This window comes from Teredinibacter haidensis, from assembly GCF_014211975.1.
Lineage (GTDB): Bacteria > Pseudomonadota > Gammaproteobacteria > Pseudomonadales > Cellvibrionaceae > Teredinibacter > Teredinibacter haidensis.
The window spans coordinates 3,574,310-3,592,669 of the sequence record NZ_CP060084.1; the positions used below are offsets into that span (position 1 = coordinate 3,574,310).

Genomic DNA, 18,360 nt, shown 5'->3' on the forward strand with positions numbered 1-18,360 from the left:
TAAATCATGTTAACCCTTGTTGTCAGCAAGAACTTGATTCTGAGCAAGCTACGCATGGGGCGGTTTTACACAAATAAAAGGCCGCTCTAAAAGCGGCCTTAAGGCTGTAGTTTATTGGATATCAACTCATCCTTTAGTAGGGCAAGAAATCAAACGAAAAGATTAATTTTGTTTGCTTCACCTCTTGCTTGCCAAAATTTATGAGCTTTATTCGCGCTAACAGCTTGGCATCAAGCCCGGCATTTTCCAACTCACTGGAAACAATTTTTGCTGATGAAATACGACCAGAAGGATCAATAATCATCTCGAAGACAACTTTACCTTCAAGCGTCGGATCCTTACGCAACGCACGGTTGTATATATTAAACATCGCGCCTTTGTTTTTATCCATGACTTTACGCATTTGCTCTTCGCTGCGCTTGCCCGCCGTAGAGGCCTGTTTTTGTGCCGCTGAATTTGCACCCGTAGGCGATGCCAACTTGCTATCCACTGCGGTCGTTTCTTTACCGGAAAGAGCAACACCTCCCGTATTACGACTAAGCTTGGATGTTTTAATTCCCCCGCTGCCCGATTTGGCACCGCTGGAAATCACTGACCTGTCCACTTCAGCCGCTTCGCCGGTAGACTGGGTAAGCTCGGCATTTACTTCAGAAAGGTCAAATGAATCGCGCATATCCGAAAGCGCATCGGTAAACTGGCTGATTTCTGCCTGAGCCGCTTCCCGCGCTTTCTCTACCAGCCTGGCAGGTTCCGGAGTAGACACCGGCTCTGGAGTTGTCTCCTTTTTTGGCTCGGGTGTTGGCTCGTCCTTAGGTTTTTCATCCTCCTTCGGTTCTTCTTCCGGTACAGGGGTGGGCACCGGCGTAGGAACGGGCGTTGGCTTGGGTAATACCTGCTGTTCTAAAACCACTTTTGCCAATTGCGGCGGTAACTCTTCCAATTCCGAACGCTCTTTTTCCGGCACATGGATCAAAGGAATAACAACACTTAAAATAAAAAATGGAATAAGTAGAACACCAACAATACGCCAGAACTTTCTGTCGTCTTCGATGGTCGAACTCCACGGAAGCTGTAAATTTGGAGCAAGTAATATGGTCGCCACTTTACCCCTCCCTAGCCCGCAGGTTTTCCACCGTTACATCGTTCGGAACCTGACTTACTGCTAAAGAAATATTGCGGTATTCCGACTTGGCACACGTGGTCATAACTTTTTTCAGCAGGTCATAGCCGATATCCTTGTCGCCCATAATAGTAACATTACGACCTTTTTTTGCTTCCTCCTCATTGAGGTAAGGTTTACGGGAGGCCAAATATTTTAGTTCTTCTTTAAGACCATTAATTTCCGTGTTTTTACTTCTCTTAACGATTCCGGTTTCTGCCACCTTGCGACCACCCACCAGAATGGATTCATTACTGATTATCACAATTAAATTGTTTTCTGGTCTTTGTTCGGCAACAGATTCAGGCAACTGGATCTCTTGATTGCTCTGAAGCACTTCCACATCCGACGAGTTCACCAAAAGGAAAAACACCAAAATGGTAAAAATATCCATTAGCGAAACTAGATTCAGCTTGGATGCCATCTTATTTCGCTTAGCTGTTCGAGCCATGCGTTTTGCGTGTATTGACTGTTTCATTTTGACCCTCCCGGCCTATCGGACGCTTCATTGACAGGTGCATCGCCCAAAGAAACTGCCGGGAACAACTCAGCATTGACCACAGAAGCGGCGACTACTGCTTTAAAGCTTCTCACTGTATCCATAGCCCGCACAATTGTTTGATAGTCGGTGTTTGCCTGAGATAAAATCAGAATATCTTTTTTATCTTTTCCTTTTTCTTTTAACAGGCGTTTTATCTCCTGCAAAGCCAAAGAAAGTGTACCGAAGTCGTAAACTAGTTCGCCGGTTTCCCTATCTTCAATTTTTGGCAGACGCTTGAGTGGCACACCGACCGGATAATTGATCACCATTTCATCGGCTTCTATCACCAGTTCCAAGCCCTCATTTAACTGATTATTATCGTTAGGTGCCGCACTGGAGGCTATATCAGGCAGTTTTAAATCGAGCACGGTGATATGGGAAAACACCATACTCATCAGCAACACCGGAACCAAGATAATCATCAGGTTCATAAAAGAAGTGATATCGAGATCGGCTTCTTCTTGTCGGGTTCGTCTAGTACGCATAAGTACCGCCAGGTTTCTTAAATGTCTTTAATACCCGAAGAAAATCCGGGCCATTTATTACTGCTATCGCGCGCCGTCGCCATTGCGAGTACGCGAGGCAAAGGCATTGACGTTAGACATAATATTCAGACACTTAACACCGGCCATTTCCAGACTGTCCACAATTTCTGTGGTTTTTGTTTGCAATGTAGCGTGAAATAGGAGCAACGGAATAGCAGCCATCAAACCAAATGCTGTTGTATTCATCGCTACCGAAATACTCTGCGAAAGCAGATTAGCCTTCTCAGAAGGGTCGGCATTGGCTACTGCGGTAAACGCGGCAATCAAGCCCATAATGGTTCCCAAGAGCCCCAATAGCGTAGAAATATTCGCCAGCGTGGCCAAATAGGGTGTGCGCTTCTCCAAGCGTGGCACGGCTTCCATTACGCCCTCTTCCATTGCGTATTCTATTTCGTCCCGCCTTGGTGTTTGCTGCATTCGTGCGATGCCTGAAGCCACAATACGACTGATCGGTGCCTTGTTTTGACGAGCCAGATCGACCACTGCGGCATAGTCCTTTTTCTGCAAGAGCGGAAGCAGACGATTAAAGGCCCTTCGATTTGACGATTTCGCTGCAGTTAAAAACACCCAGCGTTCAATTGCCAACGCTAATCCTAAAACCAATACCAGCGCGATGGGATACATAAATGGACCACCGCTTTGGAAAAATGTTAATACAGTATTCATGAGCTCTTTGCCTCCGGGTTACTCTCTGTTTGCCTGATAAAAATAGAAATGAAAGAGATGAAGCTTATTCTCGCTCCAATTCTCTAATAAATATTAATTCGCGTTTGTGCTCACTGGGTTCCACATGCCCGAATATATTGTCTGTTTTACTGTTTAAAGGTTGATACAAAATGGAATCGTCCGTAGCCGGCTTCCAGGGCACAATATAAATCACTTTCGGTTGCTCCTGGTTTCCGGTAACCGTTGCGCTAAGCTCCACGACATCCTCGTCTTGAGCACTTACCAATGCCGACATAATCGACGACAACACAACCGCCATATACCCAATTCGTTTTTTGTACATGCTTAAGCTCCACCCGACAAGCGTCGTTCCAAATCCAGAATCCAGCCTTTTACTTGCCGATCATCCTCCGGCAGGATTTTTTGCAGCATTTTATAGTGGCTCAACGCCTCTTCAAACCGGCCCAAATATAAATCGTACAGAATACCCAGATTACGATGCGCATCCGCATTGTGTGGCCACACCTGGAGCGCCACCAAATAAATATCTTCGGCCTCTTTAAAACGACCCTGTTCCCGGTAACTCACACCCAACCAGGTGTAAGCGTCCATATTGTAAGTATTGTTTTGCGAGGCCGTTTTCCAGCTTTTTTCTGCCTCTTCCAGCCGTTCCTGCTTGTACTGACAAATCCCCAGATTGACATAGGTGCCAGACAACTTCGGCCAAGTTTCGGTCATTAAACTTAGCACACCTTCGGCCTGCTGCCATTTCCCTACCTTCATCGCTGCAAGGGCCTTGTTAAATTCGTCCTTTGCTTTTCCCTGCACCGAAGATGCGCTCTCTAGATAGGGGTTAGGAATCAAAACAAGAGGCGCCTCCGCTTCGTTCTCGGCGTTGGACACCACTTGCTCCTCCGGCTTATCGTCTTTTTTCGGTGCGCCACCACAGGCAGACAGAAGCAACTCTAGGATGATGAACGCAACTAACGTTTTAGTGCAAGCCATTGCTCACCTCCACTTTGCTTTCTTCTTTTCCATAGCGCGCGGGCAACAACTTCGCCAACGCTTTAAAGCTATTTTTCACCCCATTATCGTAAAGCCCCACCCATGCACGCTGAATATTGCTCGCGTGCAAGTCTATCGCTTTTTCTTCGAACGGATAGGCCTGCTCTTCCAATAGAATTTCATACTGCTCCAGCGCAAGCTCATCCAAACCGGCGGGGCGCTCAGAGTTCATCAAGTCCTGACTTAGCTGCCCATACAGCATACCTATTTTATAATTGGCATCAGTTGCAAATTCTGCAACGCCGTAGTCTAAAACTCTGCGGTAAGATTTTAAGGTTTGATCCATTGCGGCCTTTTTCTTGCGCATACTCTTTTTGATGGGCAATGTTAATTTAATTTTGTTGAATCGCTCATATTCATCATTAGCAAACTTGGACGAGGCCATCGCGGCCAAATACTTTGAACGCCCGCTTCGATTGACCCCGGCTTTTGCATCTTGGCTGATTAGATCCTTTAGCCAGTAGTTGCGCTTTCCTTCATCCTTTTGCTTGCCATAGATATCTACCAGCTTGTAGCGTGCCTCTATGGCCAGATCGAAAGGAGCAGGATAAGTGCGCGCGTACTCGCGATACTGTTCTACAGCTTTAGCCAGATTCGCGGATTTTTCGTAAAGTTCAGCGGATAAATACAGTGAATTTCGGCGTGTTTGTGGATCGCCGGAATTCGCCATAATGGCAAGCTGCCCCGCCGCCTTATTCCAGCTTTCGGTTTCCTGATAAATAAACGCCAGCTTAGGGGGCAGTGTTTTATTCAGTTCATGTTTCGGGTAGCGCTGACCAAAATCCAACAGTACAGATTCCGCCTGAACCCAGCTTTTTAAATCCATTAGATGGTTGGCCGCATCGTACTGGGCCGCGATGGCAATATCGCTGCCCGGCGAAATAGTATTGATAGACAACAATTTGGATACCGCCGCTGCCGTGTCACCCGCTGCAATTTGCGCCTCGGAAGACTTGTACATACTCGCTGCAATACGTTCTATCGTCGGTGCGTGATCCGGGTCAGAAGGGTCCAATAGGGTTAACAGCTGTCGATAGGAATATTCCGCCTCGTTATACTGTTGTAAATCAAACTGCGAGTGAGCCAAAACCAGCCAAGCCGTTTTCTGCAGGGACGTTTCCGGTGCAGGCTGCCACTCCGTCATGCGCTTGGCAATAACCTGGGCGCGTGCCAAATCGCCCTGCTCGAACACTTCCTGGGCCGCTTTGGTTAGCACGGCGGCGGCGCGCTTATCCGCTGGGTAATAGTCGGCGAAATTCATTGCACTGTTAACTTTATGTTTTTTCCATTCCGTGACTATCGCGCTGTCTGCTTCCGTTTTTAGTGGGTGATTCGAAATTAAATGCTGAAGCGAAAAAATAGCCGAATAGCCTGCTAGAGCACCGCGATCCTTATCCAAATGTGTATAAGCAACCAGCTCATAGGCTTTTACGGCTTGTTCCAGCTGCCCGGCCTCGTAATAGGCTTCGCCCATTAAATAGGTCATTTCCGACACTTTGTCGTTTTCCGGGAAGGTATCAATAAATTGCTGATAGAGCCCGGCCGCTTTCAGAAAATTTGGTTGTGCGATATCTTCGGGTAATTTGAAATCCGGTTTTTTTCCGGCCGCTCTCAGACTTTGAAACTCTTCGCGAACTTTTCGGTTGCCCAGTGCCTGCGAATGGTAATAGCTGGAAAGTTCATCTAAATACAAGTGTAACTTCGGTTTAAGCGATAAGCGCTGCTCATCACTTCGCATTTTCCAGAACTCACTATAAACACCGTAATTGCGTACATACTCTTCTTTGGCGGGCAGAATCAGGCTGGGGAAATTTCCTAGACTGTACACTTCTATCGCTTTTACACTGAAACCAGGTGAGTAATCGGTACTGGGAAAAACCTGTACATAGTGACGATAAGTATCCGCACTGTCCCGATAGCGTTTTTTCTCTAAATACAAATCGCCCAATTCCATATAGAGCATATGCTGATAGTGACGCTGTCCGAGATTCTGATAAATTTCTGTAATCGAATCAGCTCCGTCCAGATAAGAGAAAACAATACCAAAAACACGTAGGGTGTCGTTGACCAGATTACGATCACTATTGGATAGATCCACCAACTGTTGACCCACGGTTGGCAATTTTCTATCCAACACTTCGGTAAAAGACTTTACTGAAGCGCGATAACGTCCACGCTTAAATTGCGACCAGCCCTGCATATACACGGCGTTACCGTAGAAGGGCGTCACTTCACCCGCAGCCACGACTTCGCTGTAAAGCCGTTCAGCTAAATCATAATTGCCATCGCTAAAGGCTTTCTCCGCTTGGCGAAAATCCGCTTCGGCAACAAAGGCTGATTCGGGATAGCTGCCAACCAACTCATTCAATACTTCATCGGATTCATGCATTCTGCCGTCCAGCGCGTAGGCCTTCGACAGCTGATATAGCAAGCGCTCATTGGACATTTTCTCGCCATTTACCGGACGCTCTTTATTTAGCATGATCAACTCTTGGTACATGGATACCGCACCATCGAAATATTTTTCCTGCGTTTGTGCATCCAATTGACGCTGCTCGCTACGAGCCATTTCTAAATCTGCCAGACGCACTAAGATTTGGTGACGAATACCCGGATCTTCGGCAACATCCAGAGCAGAGCGATAGCTTTCTTCGATCTGATCGATACCTGTCTGCGGCACTGGCATCGGGTCTTCTGGGATTTCTGGTTCTTTAATATCGGCCAGCGTACGACCGTAGTCTGGCATATCATCCCCAAAAAAGGCGCACCCCTGCAGCCACAAAAGACTCAGAGTATAAAGCGAGACCAGCAATGCCCGACGGCTCACGGTTGGCCCTCCCCATCGACGGTATCGGGATGCTGTATACGTTGGCGTGTTTTATCGTAGAGCCTTGCGACAGAAAGTCGGCTTTGCGCCATATAGTGATGAATTCGCGCACGCTGCTCTATCAATACGCTAATCACTTGCTGGCGCAAGGCTTCTTTAGCCGCATCCACGGCTTTGTCGACCGCTGCGCTTTGCTCATTAAGGCGCTGATTCCCATCTACTATGCGATTTCGGTAGGGCTGGATATCCGGCGCGGCACTCATAATTTTCTCCACGCTGGCATAATTCGCCCGTAGCTGTTCTATTACGGTATCCAAACTATTTAGTGTTTTAACAGCCTTCCACAGCCGATCGGAAAACTGCTCGCTGGCATTCCATAGCAGCAGGCCGTAGTATCGACGCACGGCCTCATCAGTATCTTCAATAAATGGGTCATCTTCCCGTAGCTCGGGAATGGTTATCGCTTGCTTGGCTCGCTGGGCACGGTGAATTAAATCTTCTTCATCCCCCGTTGCGAGAGCAAAATAATTTTTTTGTCCTGCGATGGTTTCTATATTCAGGGCCAGCGCGTCGCGCTGCTGCTGTAAATCTTCAATTTTCTTTTCTAGTAAATTCTTCGACAACAGCGCGGTTTGATCTTCGCGATCCTGCGCTCTCTGGCTCAACATATCGTTGTAAAATTTCAACCGTACCTGCCAATTGAGGGTGTTTTTTTGAATGGCTAACAAATCGCGCAATTCCTGAATACCCATCTGGAATTGCTCGTGAGAAAAAAGGGCTATTAAATAGCTCAGCTGGGGTGCGAGCTGCTTGGTTTTTGTTGCGTTGAGCCAATCTACGCCATCTTCATTTTCGATATTCAGCGCCTGCAATAACGCATCGCCGCTAAGGTTTTGGATCACCTCATCCAACTTGTCGACTTCGCTTTGAAAGCTCTGTTCCGCTTTTTTAAACCCCTCTAACGCTAAACCTTCCATACCCATTTTTTCATAGGCATAAGGTACCGCCACCAAAGCTTCCTGTGAATTCTCATCCACCAGACTGGATTTGCTTAAGTGTAACCACACTTTAAGCGCTTCGCGATAATCTTCCCGCTCGACCGCCGCCCAACCGTAGCCCAACAATGCACGACCCGAAAGTGAACTATCCAGACGAACTCGGGAAAACCGCTCCATTGCCTTTTCGAGATTGCCACTCAAAAGGTAACTGTAGCCTGCTGCAGTCATAGCCTTGTCGTAGAGAGAGCGATATTCATCGTCCGGATATTCTTTTTCAGCGATGCGGTTGTAGTAGATAATCGCTTTGTCGAATTGCTGCTCACGTGCAGCCGCCGAACCAATATTAAAATAGATATAAGGTAGCCAGTCATCATTCAGCTCTGATTTTTTTAGTAGGCTTTCAGCTTCGACAAGCTTGTTTTGTTTAATGGCGAGATTGATTTTGAGTGCATCAAGATCACTCTTTATATTCTTCGACGATTTTTTATTTATTTCGTTAATCGCTTTTACTTCAGCGATTGAACGGTTGGCCATTTCCCAGTCACCGCGCATATAGCGCATACGCGCCAGATAGTACCATGCGTTAACCTGAGCGCTTTCAGATACATTGGCAGCGAGAATATCATCAAAAATATCCGCTGCAGTACGTTCCAGACCATAAGCCAGTGCAAAACCACCTTCCATCAAAGCGGGGTTATCACCATGCCCCTGAATTCCACCGCGCTCCTTGGCTATCATCAATTCGGTTAGCGCATCCAGATACTCTGCCTGATAGTAGTGATACAGCGCGACGCCGTAGCGCAAATCGGCCACAGCGGCGAGCGGTTTTTCTTTTTTCCCTGCGTAGCTGGTAAGCGCAATAACGGAAAGAAAAATCAGCAACAATAATTGAACCCGCGTTACAGCTGCCATTCTTTAATTACAAATTCCGGTTGCATATTGGCGCTGGAATCCATGACTTTCAGTTCCAGCATTTTGGGATCATCGTCCTTGCTAACAGTAACGGTGGTTCCGCGTTTGTACTCGCGCTTATCCGGACCGATACCCGTGAAATAGGCGGTCAATTCGTGATCCCCGGTTTTGAGGTTCCCGATATATAAACGCTGAATACCGCCACGTCGAAGAGCGTCGTTCTGTCTTGGCGTATACAGGTGGCTGGCAATCAGCTTGTCGTCTATATGGAGTTTTACCGCATCTAAACGAAAAAATTCCCCTGTATCTAGGGAGAGGTACACCATAATCTGTGTATTGGCGGGAAACAGTAGCTCTTCTTCAAGAATCAGCAGGTCCCGGTTTAACTCCAGGGCCGATTTCTTCAGTGTTTCTATATCGTCACTCAGCGGCGATGCCGAAATGCCAGCATTATCTTGTACCTCCTCACTCTCAGCGTAGCCGGGCAGCGATAGACCGCCTATCACTAGAAAAAAAAGCGCCAGTAATGCCCTAATGGCACAACCATCGACACAAACACCGAATAACTTAACAGGCGTGTTTTTCATACTCTCTTTAACTGCCAAAATTTGGCACAATTTACCGCTCAAGGTCATTCTCCATAAACTGTTAACACAGACAGAGATCTATTCTGTCTGTCCAGTTTTAACAGGTGAGTCCAGAACAGAATGCCTTTTTATACGCATTCTGTGAACTAGTTACAAATACTGGGTGAATTTGGAAATCCCGATAACGAGATTTACAGCGGCAGCTGTGTTCGCATTAAGAATATTTTAGCTACTGTTTGTTCGCGCCGAGCGTGGTGGTTCACTTTCTGTGCCATTATTTCGACGGATTTTGTTGAGAAATGTAATTCTTTAAGAAGCGAGGGAGATTGTGCAAAAACTAAGCTTCACTAGCCTGCAAAGTGCTGATTTGATTGGCGGCTTCGCATAAAAATTTTGTCGCCTGTATCTCTGTGCAGATCAAAGGCTTGCATTCAAGGTAGGGGATGGTGAGCGAAGCGATAGCGCCGTCACCGACATCGATCGGTGCAGCGACGTCAACAACACCAGACGCCAGCTCACAGGGCAGGCGCACGTAACCTAGCGTGGTAACCTGCTCGACAGCCCGCGTAAAATAGCGAAGCGTATTCAAATTAGCCTCGCCACCCAATCTTGTGAATATTGCACTAACCTGCTGCTTCGATTTACCTGCCATTAGCGCAACACCCGAAGCGGTGCCAGTCAAAGATCTACGGTAACCCACGCGCACGGAAAAACCCAGTGCTCTCGGACTATCGATACGCGCAACCACTACGGCCTGCTCTCCTGACGCTACCGTAAGGTAGCAGGACTGCCCAACTTCAAACGCGAGGCTTTTCATAATGGGTAAAGCGTTTTCGATTAGACTTTTCATGGGCGCCTGCGCGACCCCCAAAGAAAAAAGCTTATTGGTTAGCCCATAACCATCCCCACCATACATCTGGGCGATATAACCGCGAGCTTCCAGGGTCACCACCATGCGAAATAATTCGCTTACTGATCGCCCTAAGGCCGTCGCGATTTGAGATGTCGTTAAAGGTTCATCCACACTGGCTAGCAACTCCAGAACATCTAAACCTTTTTCCAGTGCTGGTGCCTTATAGCGGGGTTCTTGCGCTTCAGCTATTGACGTTAACTTCCTAGTGCCCATATGTATGCGTCGTTATTCTTTTTATATTTCAAAATTGGTCTAAGAGCAAATATGATAGCGGAAGCGAGACTGTAATTGGCTAATGATAAACGTGGGTTACATCCATGAAATGAATGTAACCCGTTCCAAGTATAAATGAGAAGCCTTATGAAAAATCCCATTCGCAAGCAGAAAACCGAAACGGATAGCGATAGTGTTTACGCCCCTTTTAAAACATGATGGCTAAAAGATCAGAAACAACACATGAGAGTAGATATATGCCCCTACCAACGCTTCGTCTAAACATAACGCATGTGTCGGTTAGAAAATGTTTTTCGATTCCTCTCGCCCTCCGTTCTGCGCAAAGGATCCATCGCCAATATTTTATATCTCAATTATTTGAAGAAGAATAATTCCAATCTTAATATAGATAAACCATCACATCAGAAGCCCAGCTTACAAAACAGCTTGACACGGAAACGGCTCAACATTACTGTATATAACAACAGCATGGAGGCGCGCTATGGAATCCCCTTTTATCAAACAGGTTCAGGAATTAATACGTAGAAAGCACTACAGCTATAGAACAGAGCAGACCTATCTTTACTGGATACATAAATTTATACGCTTTCATAACAACCAGCACCCAGAGATCATGGACGAAGAGCATATACGCCGCTATTTAAATTATCTTGCCCTCGAAAAAAAAGTTTCACCCAACACGCAGCGAACGGCGCTGAACGCTTTGAGTTTTTTATTTAACAAATCTCTTCAGCGAGAGCAACTGAATTTTGAGGGTATCTATCGAGCCAAATCGATTCAGAAAACACCTACGGTTTTGGACTCCCACGAATTACACGCTTTATTTCGTCAACTGAACGGGGTGCCGCGGCTGTGCGCGTTTATGATGTACGGTTCGGGGTTGCGCATAATGGAAACCGTGCGCTTACGCATGAAGGATATCGATTTATATAATCTTTCAATTACCGTGTATGAAGGCAAAGGAATGAAATCACGTATTATCGCTCTGGAGGAAGAGTTGGTTCCTCAGCTACAGGCGAGGATTGCCCTTGTTCGCGCAATTTTTGATGAGGATTCTATGGACAATAATTGGAGTGGCGTATACCTGCCCCGTGTATTGACAAGGAAATTTCCCCAGGCTCCTTATGAATTAGGTTGGCAATACTTATTCCCCGCAAACTCAATGTCTATCGAGCACCCCTCGGGCGAAAGACGCCGCCACCATATTGACGAACAGACCATTCAACGAGCGGTAAAAAAAGCCGTTAAAGAGGCCAACATTAGTAAACCCACATCCTGTCATACACTTCGTCATTCTTTCGCCGCCCATATGCTGCAAAAAGGAGCAGACATTCGCACGGTTCAGGCGCAGCTAGGCCATTCAGATATTCGCTCAACCAAAATTTATACCCATGCATTAAGTTATAACGAACAAGCTAGCTACAGCCTGTTAGGAGATTTAATTTTCGATACGCGCCATAAACCTAATCTCAAAGAACCGTTAAGTCGCTATTTACTCTCAGAAAATTTTAGCTCTTTTGTAGCACTGCCTGCTAAACAATTCACATTGCAGCCTGAGATTCCGCAATAGCGTCAAGGCTAGCAACCTTCTTTAGCCGACATCGCACCGACGCCATCTAGCAGCAAGGCAAGCTCCAGTAATTCATATAGAACATCCAAACCTAAGGTGCCACAAGTCCATCGCTGTAATGAACCTTACCGGTGCTATCAATAATCACGGCGTCAAAGCCCGGCAATCGGTTTACTAGCGCAATACCAGGCTCCACCCCCAACACAAACACTGTTGTCGACAGAGGATCAGTATCACTTCCCTCCGGACCCAAGATCGTAACGCTGACCACACCCTCAGCCGACTGTCCCGTTTTCGGATTGATTATATGGTGAATGCGTTTACCGTTTTTTTCGTCGATAAAAAACCGTTCGTAATCTCCAGAAGTAGAAATGGCAGTGTTTTCCAGGGGCAGCATAATCACTGCACGGCTGCTTTGATCACCACCGTCACGGGGATTTTTAATACCAATCATCCAGGGAGAACCCAGTTTATCGCCCAGTATACGGCTGTCTCCTCCAGCACTAATAGTTGCGCGCTTAACGCCGCCTGACTGAAGTATGGCCGCCACCCGGTCTACCGCATATCCTTTTGCGATGCCACCTAAATCAATACGTACATTTTTGTGCTTAAACGCGAGTGTACGTTCCACTTTGTTTAGATCCAACCACTGGTAATTGATGGCCGGTAGCAGCGCCCGACGTTTTTCTTCATTGGGCTGCTGTCTTTCCCGGTAGTTGTAGAACCAACCAACGGACGCAAAAGTTATATCAAAGGCGCCGTCACTGAGGCGACTGAAGTAAAGTGATTTGTCGATAAGGAAAATCAGTTCATCAGAAATTTTTTGCGGCAGCCCTACTGCGAGGCGATTGACACGTGCCAACTCGCTAGTTTCGATCCACGGGGAGAGCAACTCATCCAATCGATGCATTTCGGCCATACCGCTGGCCAGTAATTGTTCTGCCGTTTCAGCATTGCTATGCCAGAGCGTAATACTGATCTGAGTGCCCATTATGCTCTGGGTATCACTAAACCAATCAGCATTAGAAAGAGAGGAGAAAAAGAAGAGAAAAAGGAAGAGGATACCAATAGCGCCTTGGCCGTTTTTATTTTTCACAAGCACCCTCGTTAATAGTCATTTATTGGCTAGACCACTGCACCTCGTAGGTACCGGGTTCCGTTTCTTCACCAATTAGCTGAATACCGCCCTTAAGTAAATCGTGGGCGTTGGCCTGTGGCGTCACTGATCCCACTACCTGCCAGCTATTCAACGAAGCTTCTGCTGTTAAATCCACTTGAAGAGGTGCATCAAGATCAGTAATTTTTGCCTTTATACCACCTTGATTATTCTCACTGACAGTAGCACCGTAACTGCCCAGCACAACCCAGCCTTCACCCGGATTTATACTGCCATTCTGCCAACTAACTCTCGCGTCCATTTTTTCCACGCGACGGTTACTTAGTTTTGCAGAAATAATATTAACTGAACCCTGGCCGGATAACGGCGCACCTAACACGTCACCAAAGGGAGCGATAGCTGTTTCTATACTGACATCTTTAAGTGAAGTGCTACCGGCAATACTTTGGCAAGCCACACCCGACAATATAGGCCCACCACCGCGAGTTTCGAAACTAACACAGGGCTTCAACATTAACAGCGACCAAGCACTTAATGACCAAGTCAAGCTCCCCAGTGGTAACGCACTATTAGCTAAATCGAGTTGCGCACCCTTTGCCTTCCCCTCCCAAACACTACCCTCTACGCCCGTAAGCCATAAATTGGGGATAGTTTTATGCATCACCGAAGCGGCTATCTCAGCAGGGGCACGCGACAAAACCAAATACAAAAAGTAGAGTACTAAAAATGTAATTAGCGTGGGCTTAATAAGTTTTTTACGGAAAGTCATGATTTTATCTTTCTAATTTAGTCTCTATGCAAACGCAGATTCGCCGACACCAAGCCTGTACTCGAACCGGTCGCGATAGAAATATCTTTAACTTGTATGCGTTGGGTAACTTCTATTTGGTAAAGCCAACCGAGTAGATTATCAAAAGGTACCTGCTCCAATCGCAATCTCACATCATTGTTGCCGCTCGGTTGCATACCTGCAAGCTTAAGGTTGTGCTGCCGTGAACTGGAATCAACCAGTTCAACAATACTACCTTTATTGGCGGAAGCTTTTTTATTGGACCCCTGATGTACCCAGGTAGCCGCCAAATCTCGCACGCGTTCCAAGGCCTGCTGCTGGGAAATGTTTTTTTGTAATTGCTGGTCGCGCATATTGATCACGGGTTTGAGCAGGGCCGCGTAGAGAATATAAACTCCCAGTACCGCGCCACAAATAACCAATGCTATTTGATCACGCGTAGACGCCTGATCCCACCATTCTTTTATTTCATTCATTCGCTGGCCTCCACAATTTTCATGCGCGCGCTCTGTCTATCACCCTTGGCTTCGACTCGTAGCAATTCAGCTTTAAGGCCTTTGTTCTCGACGCCGGTACGCAGTGTTTCCAGCTCAGCGAAACTACTACCTTCTATGTTCATCAACAATTCACGCTGGTCAGCGTTATAACGAAAACTGGATATGGAAATACTGCCACTGGTCATGGTGTCGGCAACGCCTGCCAGCAATACCATGAGGTTACTGGTTTTAACATCTCCACCTTTAATACCTTTCACCAGTGTTTCCAATCGCCCTTCGGGATCACCAGGCCTGCCTTTTGGTACTGCCTGCATGTATACGTCATTCATGGTGGCAACGATATTTTTCTGCTCCGATTTGGCGCTCTGATACTGAAAAAACGTTACGCATATGGCCACAAGATAGGCCGCAGCGACGGCGATCAAAGGCGTTTTCCAAGCCGCATACCAACGTTTGATAGGCAGCTGACGAGAAAATTTACCACATCTAAGATTAAGCTCTGAACTGGCCACTGAGGGTGATATCCAATCCCAGATACCTCCAACCGACTGGCTGACTTCCGGGCCATTCTCCCCTCTCCAAGCCGCTGGTAACCAAGAGGCTAAACGTGCAAGTTGCTCTTCGCTTTCCGCAACCAGATTCACCGTGGCGGTAAAATCTAGCTCCTGCTTTAATTCCGCTAACACCATGGGCGCCAACGATGGCTCTATGGCAAAACCGCTGTAATTATCGAGGCGGGCAATCAACCGATGCTCTTCAAGCACGAACGTTACGCCCTGATTCTCGGTGCGCAAGGTTAAGTAGTCCGGAAGAATAATTCGCACATCACAGCTTAAATCCAGTAATGGCTGCAGTGCCTTTTCTATGGACTTGTCTGCAATGTAGGTAAGCGCGACCTGGTCGCCATTGAGCGAGATAAAGGCCAAGTGGATGTCATCGATATTATCGATGACCTTTTCTTCCAGTTCGTAGGGCAGTAATTTTGCCAAGTGTCGTTTTTCCTTGGCCTCAATCTGAGCGCGGCTGCAGGCAACATCACTACCATTCAGTAATAAGGTAACCGGCAAATTGTGCGCGCGTGCGGCCTCAACCAAAGCTTCATCATCACCAGTATGATACAGGTCGCTGGACCAATTCCCGTCGACAGTCGCTATACGCCACTGCCAGAGGCCATCGGTCGTTTGTCGGGCAAGTACTTTTTCAGCCACGTTAGTTCTCTTTGTTTTTTATTGTCCTGGCCTGTCGACCAAAATTAAAAATTCGCATCGGTTCGACGTAAAACACTTACGTCTGAACCCTTGCGATAAAGCATTGTTCTTCGCTCTTTTACATGATCGCCCACGGAACTGTCGGCAAAGAGTATAAAATATTCGCTACTCACCGTTAGACCATCGGTATCCAGCATGCTGGCGCCACCTCCGCCATTAGCCCCTTTACCTACCACCCCTTCCACCACCGCCGAGCTTTTAAATTCTTCCATATCAACAAAACCACCGGTACGATCAGTGAAAATATCCTGTGCATCTTCGAGATTGTTGGGGTACATATTTTCCTTGCTGGTAATGGTGCGCATCAATTCGATAGGCATGGTATTCACGTTTAAAGCAACTTCCTTGGGAAGCGCAATCACCAACGGCAATAGTTTTTGATAAAACTGCGGTGTCATACCACGTACAATAAACAATTCGCTGACACTGCTCATGGGCTTGTTAGCGATAAAAAACGGCACTTCTAATTGACCGTAATAGTCCGATTCCGCACCACCAAACCCCGTCTCATCGGAATCGTCATCAATCCAATCGATAACCGCCTGGGTAATGTTTTCCGCCGTACTTCTATCCAAAAAGACTTCTTCTTCTAATTCGATGGTCTGTAACAGGCGGATAAACCGTCGCTGCGGTGCTGTCCAGTTTTGCCAATCTTTCGCATTATTTTTGGGTGGCTTGGCCTTAACTACCAGCGAGTTCAAATTAAACCGACCTTGGGCATCCTCGACCCGGCCGCGCAACCAACCGTCTTCCATGGGTGTTTCCACCGGCATTGCCCAAACATCATTCAGCGTATCTTTCAGCTCGCCAGACTCTTGGTCCTGCTCAGCATCCATTTTGAGTGCGTATGCCGCCAACTGCTCGGCGCCGTGCAAATACGCACTGCTCTGTACGCCATACCAACGGTTTGCTGAGCGCACAAGTGTCAGTTCGAAACGCCAACTCAACTCTACGGCGATAACGGTAACCAATGCCACTACCAGTAAAGCCAGCACCAATGCCACGCCATGCTGTGTTTGCACGGAAGAGTCTCGCACCTTTACAGCCATAACTTATTTACCCAAACTCAAGCTGAACAAACGTGTTATCTCGCCTCTGTTTTCGGTTTCGAGGGTAATTTCAATTGCCAGCGGCAGCACTCCGGGAGGCTCCCCTCCGGGCCATTCTTCAACCCAGGGGCCTTCGTCGTAACCCTGTGCTCGAGTGTGCATAACACGTATTTTCATGTCTTCTACGCCTTCCAAGAGTTTTTGCTGACGCGCGTAGTCAATATCTCTTGCTGGACTCCAGGCATCGACCCAAGTGTCGCGCCACAGGACATTTTCTTCCAGCCGGTAACCGACCCTAGCCAGTTCCGTGCGCGGAAAGCCAAGGGGATTAGCCCGACCAGCCCGCAAAAATATCAGGTTGTAATCGCCGCCGTAACTGACTTCCATACAGTTGGTCGGCTCTCCAAATTCATTACCATTTGCATGCGATAGCGCGTTGCGCAGATCGTTTTCCAACATAACCCAGGCGCGATCAAACTGGAGTAAATCGCGCATTTTTTCTTCGCTGATTTCTTTCGAGCGCTCCGCTACATCCAGCGTATTGAAGGCTAAAACGGCGATGGTGGACATAATGACCGATGCCACCAACACCTCTAGCAGTGTTAAGCCCGCCTGACGCCTCACGGCTTGCTCCGATTGTCGTAGATAAAGCTGGCGTAGCTGGCGAGAATATCGTCCTCGTCATTACCTACACTGACAGTCAATTGATAAAGCCCTTCTGTAGCGGTGGGCTCTGACTCCACCTTCCAGTACCATTCTTTACCGCCGAATTCCACTTTGTCATGCTTAACCGTTTTGGGAAAGCTGCCCTTGATGCGGAAATCCAGTTGGATTTCCTCCATCTTGTTTTGCGCCACCCAGTAGGCGTACGTTTTTACTTCGATATAACCGGCGTTATCGGATACTGACTGCACGCGCAACATCAGTGCTGGTAGCGCTACCGCTACGATCGCCAAAGCAATCAATACCTCGATCAAGGTAAAGCCGCGAACGGATGAACGCATTTTATTCACCCAGCTCCTCCGCTATTTCTTCGAGCATTTCAACTTTTTCTGTCCACACAATGCGGCCCCACTCATCGACGGCAACGTGCTCGGAAATATCCAGGTCGAAGCTGTCGAAGGTAAACTCGATCTCAAAGTCTGTAAGGTCTCCCCCGGGATAAAACGCAATGATCGGCAAGCGTACTTCCGGTGCGTTTTCCCACTCCCACAATTGGTTCTCGAGAGTCACATACAGTTTGATTTCTTTGGGTATTTCAATGGCTGGTAAATCTTCGTAATCGGTCCAGCCTTCTAACGTCATTGTCTGCCAACGGTAACGCCAACCGGCATCCAACGGGTTTTCCTGCCACTCGGGCGGCTCCAGCATCAAGCCCAAAGGTTTACCGGAAAGAATCGCCATTTCACTGGCGTGATCCGCATAGGCGGTAAACTTTCCAACAATATCATTCAGTTCTTTTTCCGGCCCACCCTGATTGATCGCCATGGTGACGCCGCCCATCAGTATTCCCACCAACACCAGCACCACCAAAAGCTCCAGAAGGGAAAAGCCCCGCTGATAAAAGCACTGTGTTTGAAATCTAAGGTGGCGATACATAAGTTAGGCGTCGAATATTTCCG

General features: G+C 47.4%; 19 protein-coding genes. 1 reads left to right on the forward strand and 18 read right to left on the reverse strand.

What is annotated here, in order from left to right; translation table 11 throughout:
- Positions 1-133 precede the first annotated feature (133 nt).
- The 10 genes from H5715_RS14285 to H5715_RS14330 all read right to left on the reverse strand — a co-directional run bounded on the left by H5715_RS14285 (position 134) and on the right by H5715_RS14330 (position 10,426).
- The gene (locus H5715_RS14285) at positions 134-1,102 is read right to left on the reverse strand and encodes an AgmX/PglI C-terminal domain-containing protein (RefSeq protein ID WP_075186969.1); all 969 of its coding nucleotides are present in this window, start codon (positions 1,100-1,102) and stop codon (positions 134-136) included.
- A 1-nt stretch (position 1,103) separates the two neighbouring features.
- Positions 1,104-1,637, reverse strand: coding sequence for an ExbD/TolR family protein (locus H5715_RS14290; protein WP_175574309.1), 534 nt, complete (start codon positions 1,635-1,637; stop codon positions 1,104-1,106).
- Complete coding sequence (locus tag H5715_RS14295; protein ID WP_075186970.1) at positions 1,634-2,185, reverse strand: ExbD/TolR family protein; 552 nt, start codon at positions 2,183-2,185, stop codon at positions 1,634-1,636. Before H5715_RS14295 ends, H5715_RS14290 begins: the two co-directional genes overlap by 4 nt.
- A gap of 63 nt (positions 2,186-2,248) precedes the next feature.
- Positions 2,249-2,911 carry a MotA/TolQ/ExbB proton channel family protein gene (locus tag H5715_RS14300; RefSeq protein ID WP_075186971.1) on the reverse strand — a complete coding sequence of 221 codons (663 nt, stop codon included), beginning with the start codon at positions 2,909-2,911 and terminating at the stop codon, positions 2,249-2,251.
- A 64-nt stretch (positions 2,912-2,975) separates the two neighbouring features.
- A complete protein-coding gene (locus H5715_RS14305; RefSeq protein ID WP_246434561.1) occupies positions 2,976-3,254 on the reverse strand; it encodes a hypothetical protein in 279 nt (92 codons plus the stop codon).
- Between the two features lie 2 nt (positions 3,255-3,256).
- Positions 3,257-3,916, reverse strand: a complete 660-nt coding sequence (locus H5715_RS14310) for a tetratricopeptide repeat protein (protein WP_075186972.1) — start codon at positions 3,914-3,916, stop codon at positions 3,257-3,259.
- Positions 3,903-6,803: a tetratricopeptide repeat protein gene (locus H5715_RS14315; RefSeq protein WP_075186973.1), complete on the reverse strand. Its 2,901-nt coding sequence runs from the start codon at positions 6,801-6,803 to the stop codon at positions 3,903-3,905. Before H5715_RS14315 ends, H5715_RS14310 begins: the two co-directional genes overlap by 14 nt.
- Positions 6,800-8,713 carry a tetratricopeptide repeat protein gene (locus tag H5715_RS14320; protein WP_075186974.1) on the reverse strand — a complete coding sequence of 638 codons (1,914 nt, stop codon included), beginning with the start codon at positions 8,711-8,713 and terminating at the stop codon, positions 6,800-6,802. The genes H5715_RS14315 and H5715_RS14320 overlap by 4 nt, the downstream gene beginning before the upstream one ends.
- Positions 8,701-9,300 carry an AraC family transcriptional regulator gene (locus H5715_RS14325; RefSeq protein WP_083608153.1) on the reverse strand — a complete coding sequence of 200 codons (600 nt, stop codon included), beginning with the start codon at positions 9,298-9,300 and terminating at the stop codon, positions 8,701-8,703. The genes H5715_RS14320 and H5715_RS14325 overlap by 13 nt, the downstream gene beginning before the upstream one ends.
- A gap of 337 nt (positions 9,301-9,637) precedes the next feature.
- Positions 9,638-10,426, reverse strand: a complete 789-nt coding sequence (locus H5715_RS14330; protein WP_075186975.1) for an IclR family transcriptional regulator — start codon at positions 10,424-10,426, stop codon at positions 9,638-9,640.
- A 502-nt stretch (positions 10,427-10,928) separates the two neighbouring features.
- Here H5715_RS14330 and H5715_RS14335 point away from each other — a divergent pair.
- Entirely contained in the window at positions 10,929-12,017 is a 1,089-nt protein-coding gene (locus H5715_RS14335) for an integron integrase (RefSeq protein WP_075186976.1), read from the forward strand.
- A 91-nt stretch (positions 12,018-12,108) separates the two neighbouring features.
- On the opposite strand, the gene H5715_RS14340 is transcribed toward H5715_RS14335, so the two are convergent.
- The 8 genes from H5715_RS14340 to H5715_RS14375 all read right to left on the reverse strand — a co-directional run bounded on the left by H5715_RS14340 (position 12,109) and on the right by H5715_RS14375 (position 18,337).
- Positions 12,109-13,008 (reverse strand): FAD:protein FMN transferase, encoded by a 900-nt coding sequence (locus tag H5715_RS14340; protein WP_083608154.1) that lies wholly within the window; start codon positions 13,006-13,008, stop codon positions 12,109-12,111.
- A 127-nt stretch (positions 13,009-13,135) separates the two neighbouring features.
- The gene (locus H5715_RS14345; RefSeq protein WP_075186977.1) at positions 13,136-13,903 is read right to left on the reverse strand and encodes a type II secretion system protein N; all 768 of its coding nucleotides are present in this window, start codon (positions 13,901-13,903) and stop codon (positions 13,136-13,138) included.
- Between the two features lie 17 nt (positions 13,904-13,920).
- Positions 13,921-14,400: a type II secretion system protein GspM gene (gspM, locus tag H5715_RS14350; RefSeq protein ID WP_075186978.1), complete on the reverse strand. Its 480-nt coding sequence runs from the start codon at positions 14,398-14,400 to the stop codon at positions 13,921-13,923.
- Entirely contained in the window at positions 14,397-15,629 is a 1,233-nt protein-coding gene (gene gspL, locus H5715_RS14355) for a type II secretion system protein GspL (protein WP_075186979.1), read from the reverse strand. Before gspL ends, gspM begins: the two co-directional genes overlap by 4 nt.
- A gap of 44 nt (positions 15,630-15,673) precedes the next feature.
- Positions 15,674-16,738, reverse strand: coding sequence for a type II secretion system minor pseudopilin GspK (gene gspK, locus H5715_RS14360; protein ID WP_075186980.1), 1,065 nt, complete (start codon positions 16,736-16,738; stop codon positions 15,674-15,676).
- 3 nt (positions 16,739-16,741) lie between these two features.
- The gene (gspJ, locus tag H5715_RS14365; RefSeq protein ID WP_075186981.1) at positions 16,742-17,362 is read right to left on the reverse strand and encodes a type II secretion system minor pseudopilin GspJ; all 621 of its coding nucleotides are present in this window, start codon (positions 17,360-17,362) and stop codon (positions 16,742-16,744) included.
- A complete protein-coding gene (gene gspI / locus H5715_RS14370) occupies positions 17,359-17,742 on the reverse strand; it encodes a type II secretion system minor pseudopilin GspI (RefSeq protein ID WP_075186982.1) in 384 nt (127 codons plus the stop codon). The genes gspJ and gspI overlap by 4 nt, the downstream gene beginning before the upstream one ends.
- Position 17,743: 1 nt before the next feature.
- Positions 17,744-18,337: a prepilin-type N-terminal cleavage/methylation domain-containing protein gene (locus H5715_RS14375; protein ID WP_075186983.1), complete on the reverse strand. Its 594-nt coding sequence runs from the start codon at positions 18,335-18,337 to the stop codon at positions 17,744-17,746.
- Positions 18,338-18,360: the final 23 nt, after the last annotated feature.

Excerpts from the sequence above, each read along its gene's own strand:
- H5715_RS14290 (WP_175574309.1), bottom strand. The coding sequence starts at position 1,637 with ATGAAACAGTCAATACACGCAAAACGCATGGCTCGAACAGCTAAGCGA.
- H5715_RS14295 (WP_075186970.1), bottom strand. The coding sequence starts at position 2,185 with ATGCGTACTAGACGAACCCGACAAGAAGAAGCCGATCTCGATATCACT.
- H5715_RS14300 (WP_075186971.1), bottom strand. The coding sequence starts at position 2,911 with ATGAATACTGTATTAACATTTTTCCAAAGCGGTGGTCCATTTATGTAT.
- H5715_RS14305 (WP_246434561.1), bottom strand. The coding sequence starts at position 3,254 with ATGTACAAAAAACGAATTGGGTATATGGCGGTTGTGTTGTCGTCGATT.
- H5715_RS14310 (WP_075186972.1), bottom strand. The coding sequence starts at position 3,916 with ATGGCTTGCACTAAAACGTTAGTTGCGTTCATCATCCTAGAGTTGCTT.
- H5715_RS14320 (WP_075186974.1), bottom strand. The coding sequence starts at position 8,713 with ATGGCAGCTGTAACGCGGGTTCAATTATTGTTGCTGATTTTTCTTTCC.
- H5715_RS14325 (WP_083608153.1), bottom strand. The coding sequence starts at position 9,300 with ATGAAAAACACGCCTGTTAAGTTATTCGGTGTTTGTGTCGATGGTTGT.
- H5715_RS14330 (WP_075186975.1), bottom strand. The coding sequence starts at position 10,426 with ATGGGCACTAGGAAGTTAACGTCAATAGCTGAAGCGCAAGAACCCCGC.
- H5715_RS14335 (WP_075186976.1), top strand. The coding sequence starts at position 10,929 with ATGGAATCCCCTTTTATCAAACAGGTTCAGGAATTAATACGTAGAAAG.
- H5715_RS14340 (WP_083608154.1), bottom strand. The coding sequence starts at position 13,008 with ATGGGCACTCAGATCAGTATTACGCTCTGGCATAGCAATGCTGAAACG.
- H5715_RS14345 (WP_075186977.1), bottom strand. The coding sequence starts at position 13,903 with ATGACTTTCCGTAAAAAACTTATTAAGCCCACGCTAATTACATTTTTA.
- gspM (WP_075186978.1), bottom strand. The coding sequence starts at position 14,400 with ATGAATGAAATAAAAGAATGGTGGGATCAGGCGTCTACGCGTGATCAA.
- gspK (WP_075186980.1), bottom strand. The coding sequence starts at position 16,738 with ATGGCTGTAAAGGTGCGAGACTCTTCCGTGCAAACACAGCATGGCGTG.
- gspI (WP_075186982.1), bottom strand. The coding sequence starts at position 17,742 with ATGCGTTCATCCGTTCGCGGCTTTACCTTGATCGAGGTATTGATTGCT.
- H5715_RS14375 (WP_075186983.1), bottom strand. The coding sequence starts at position 18,337 with ATGTATCGCCACCTTAGATTTCAAACACAGTGCTTTTATCAGCGGGGC.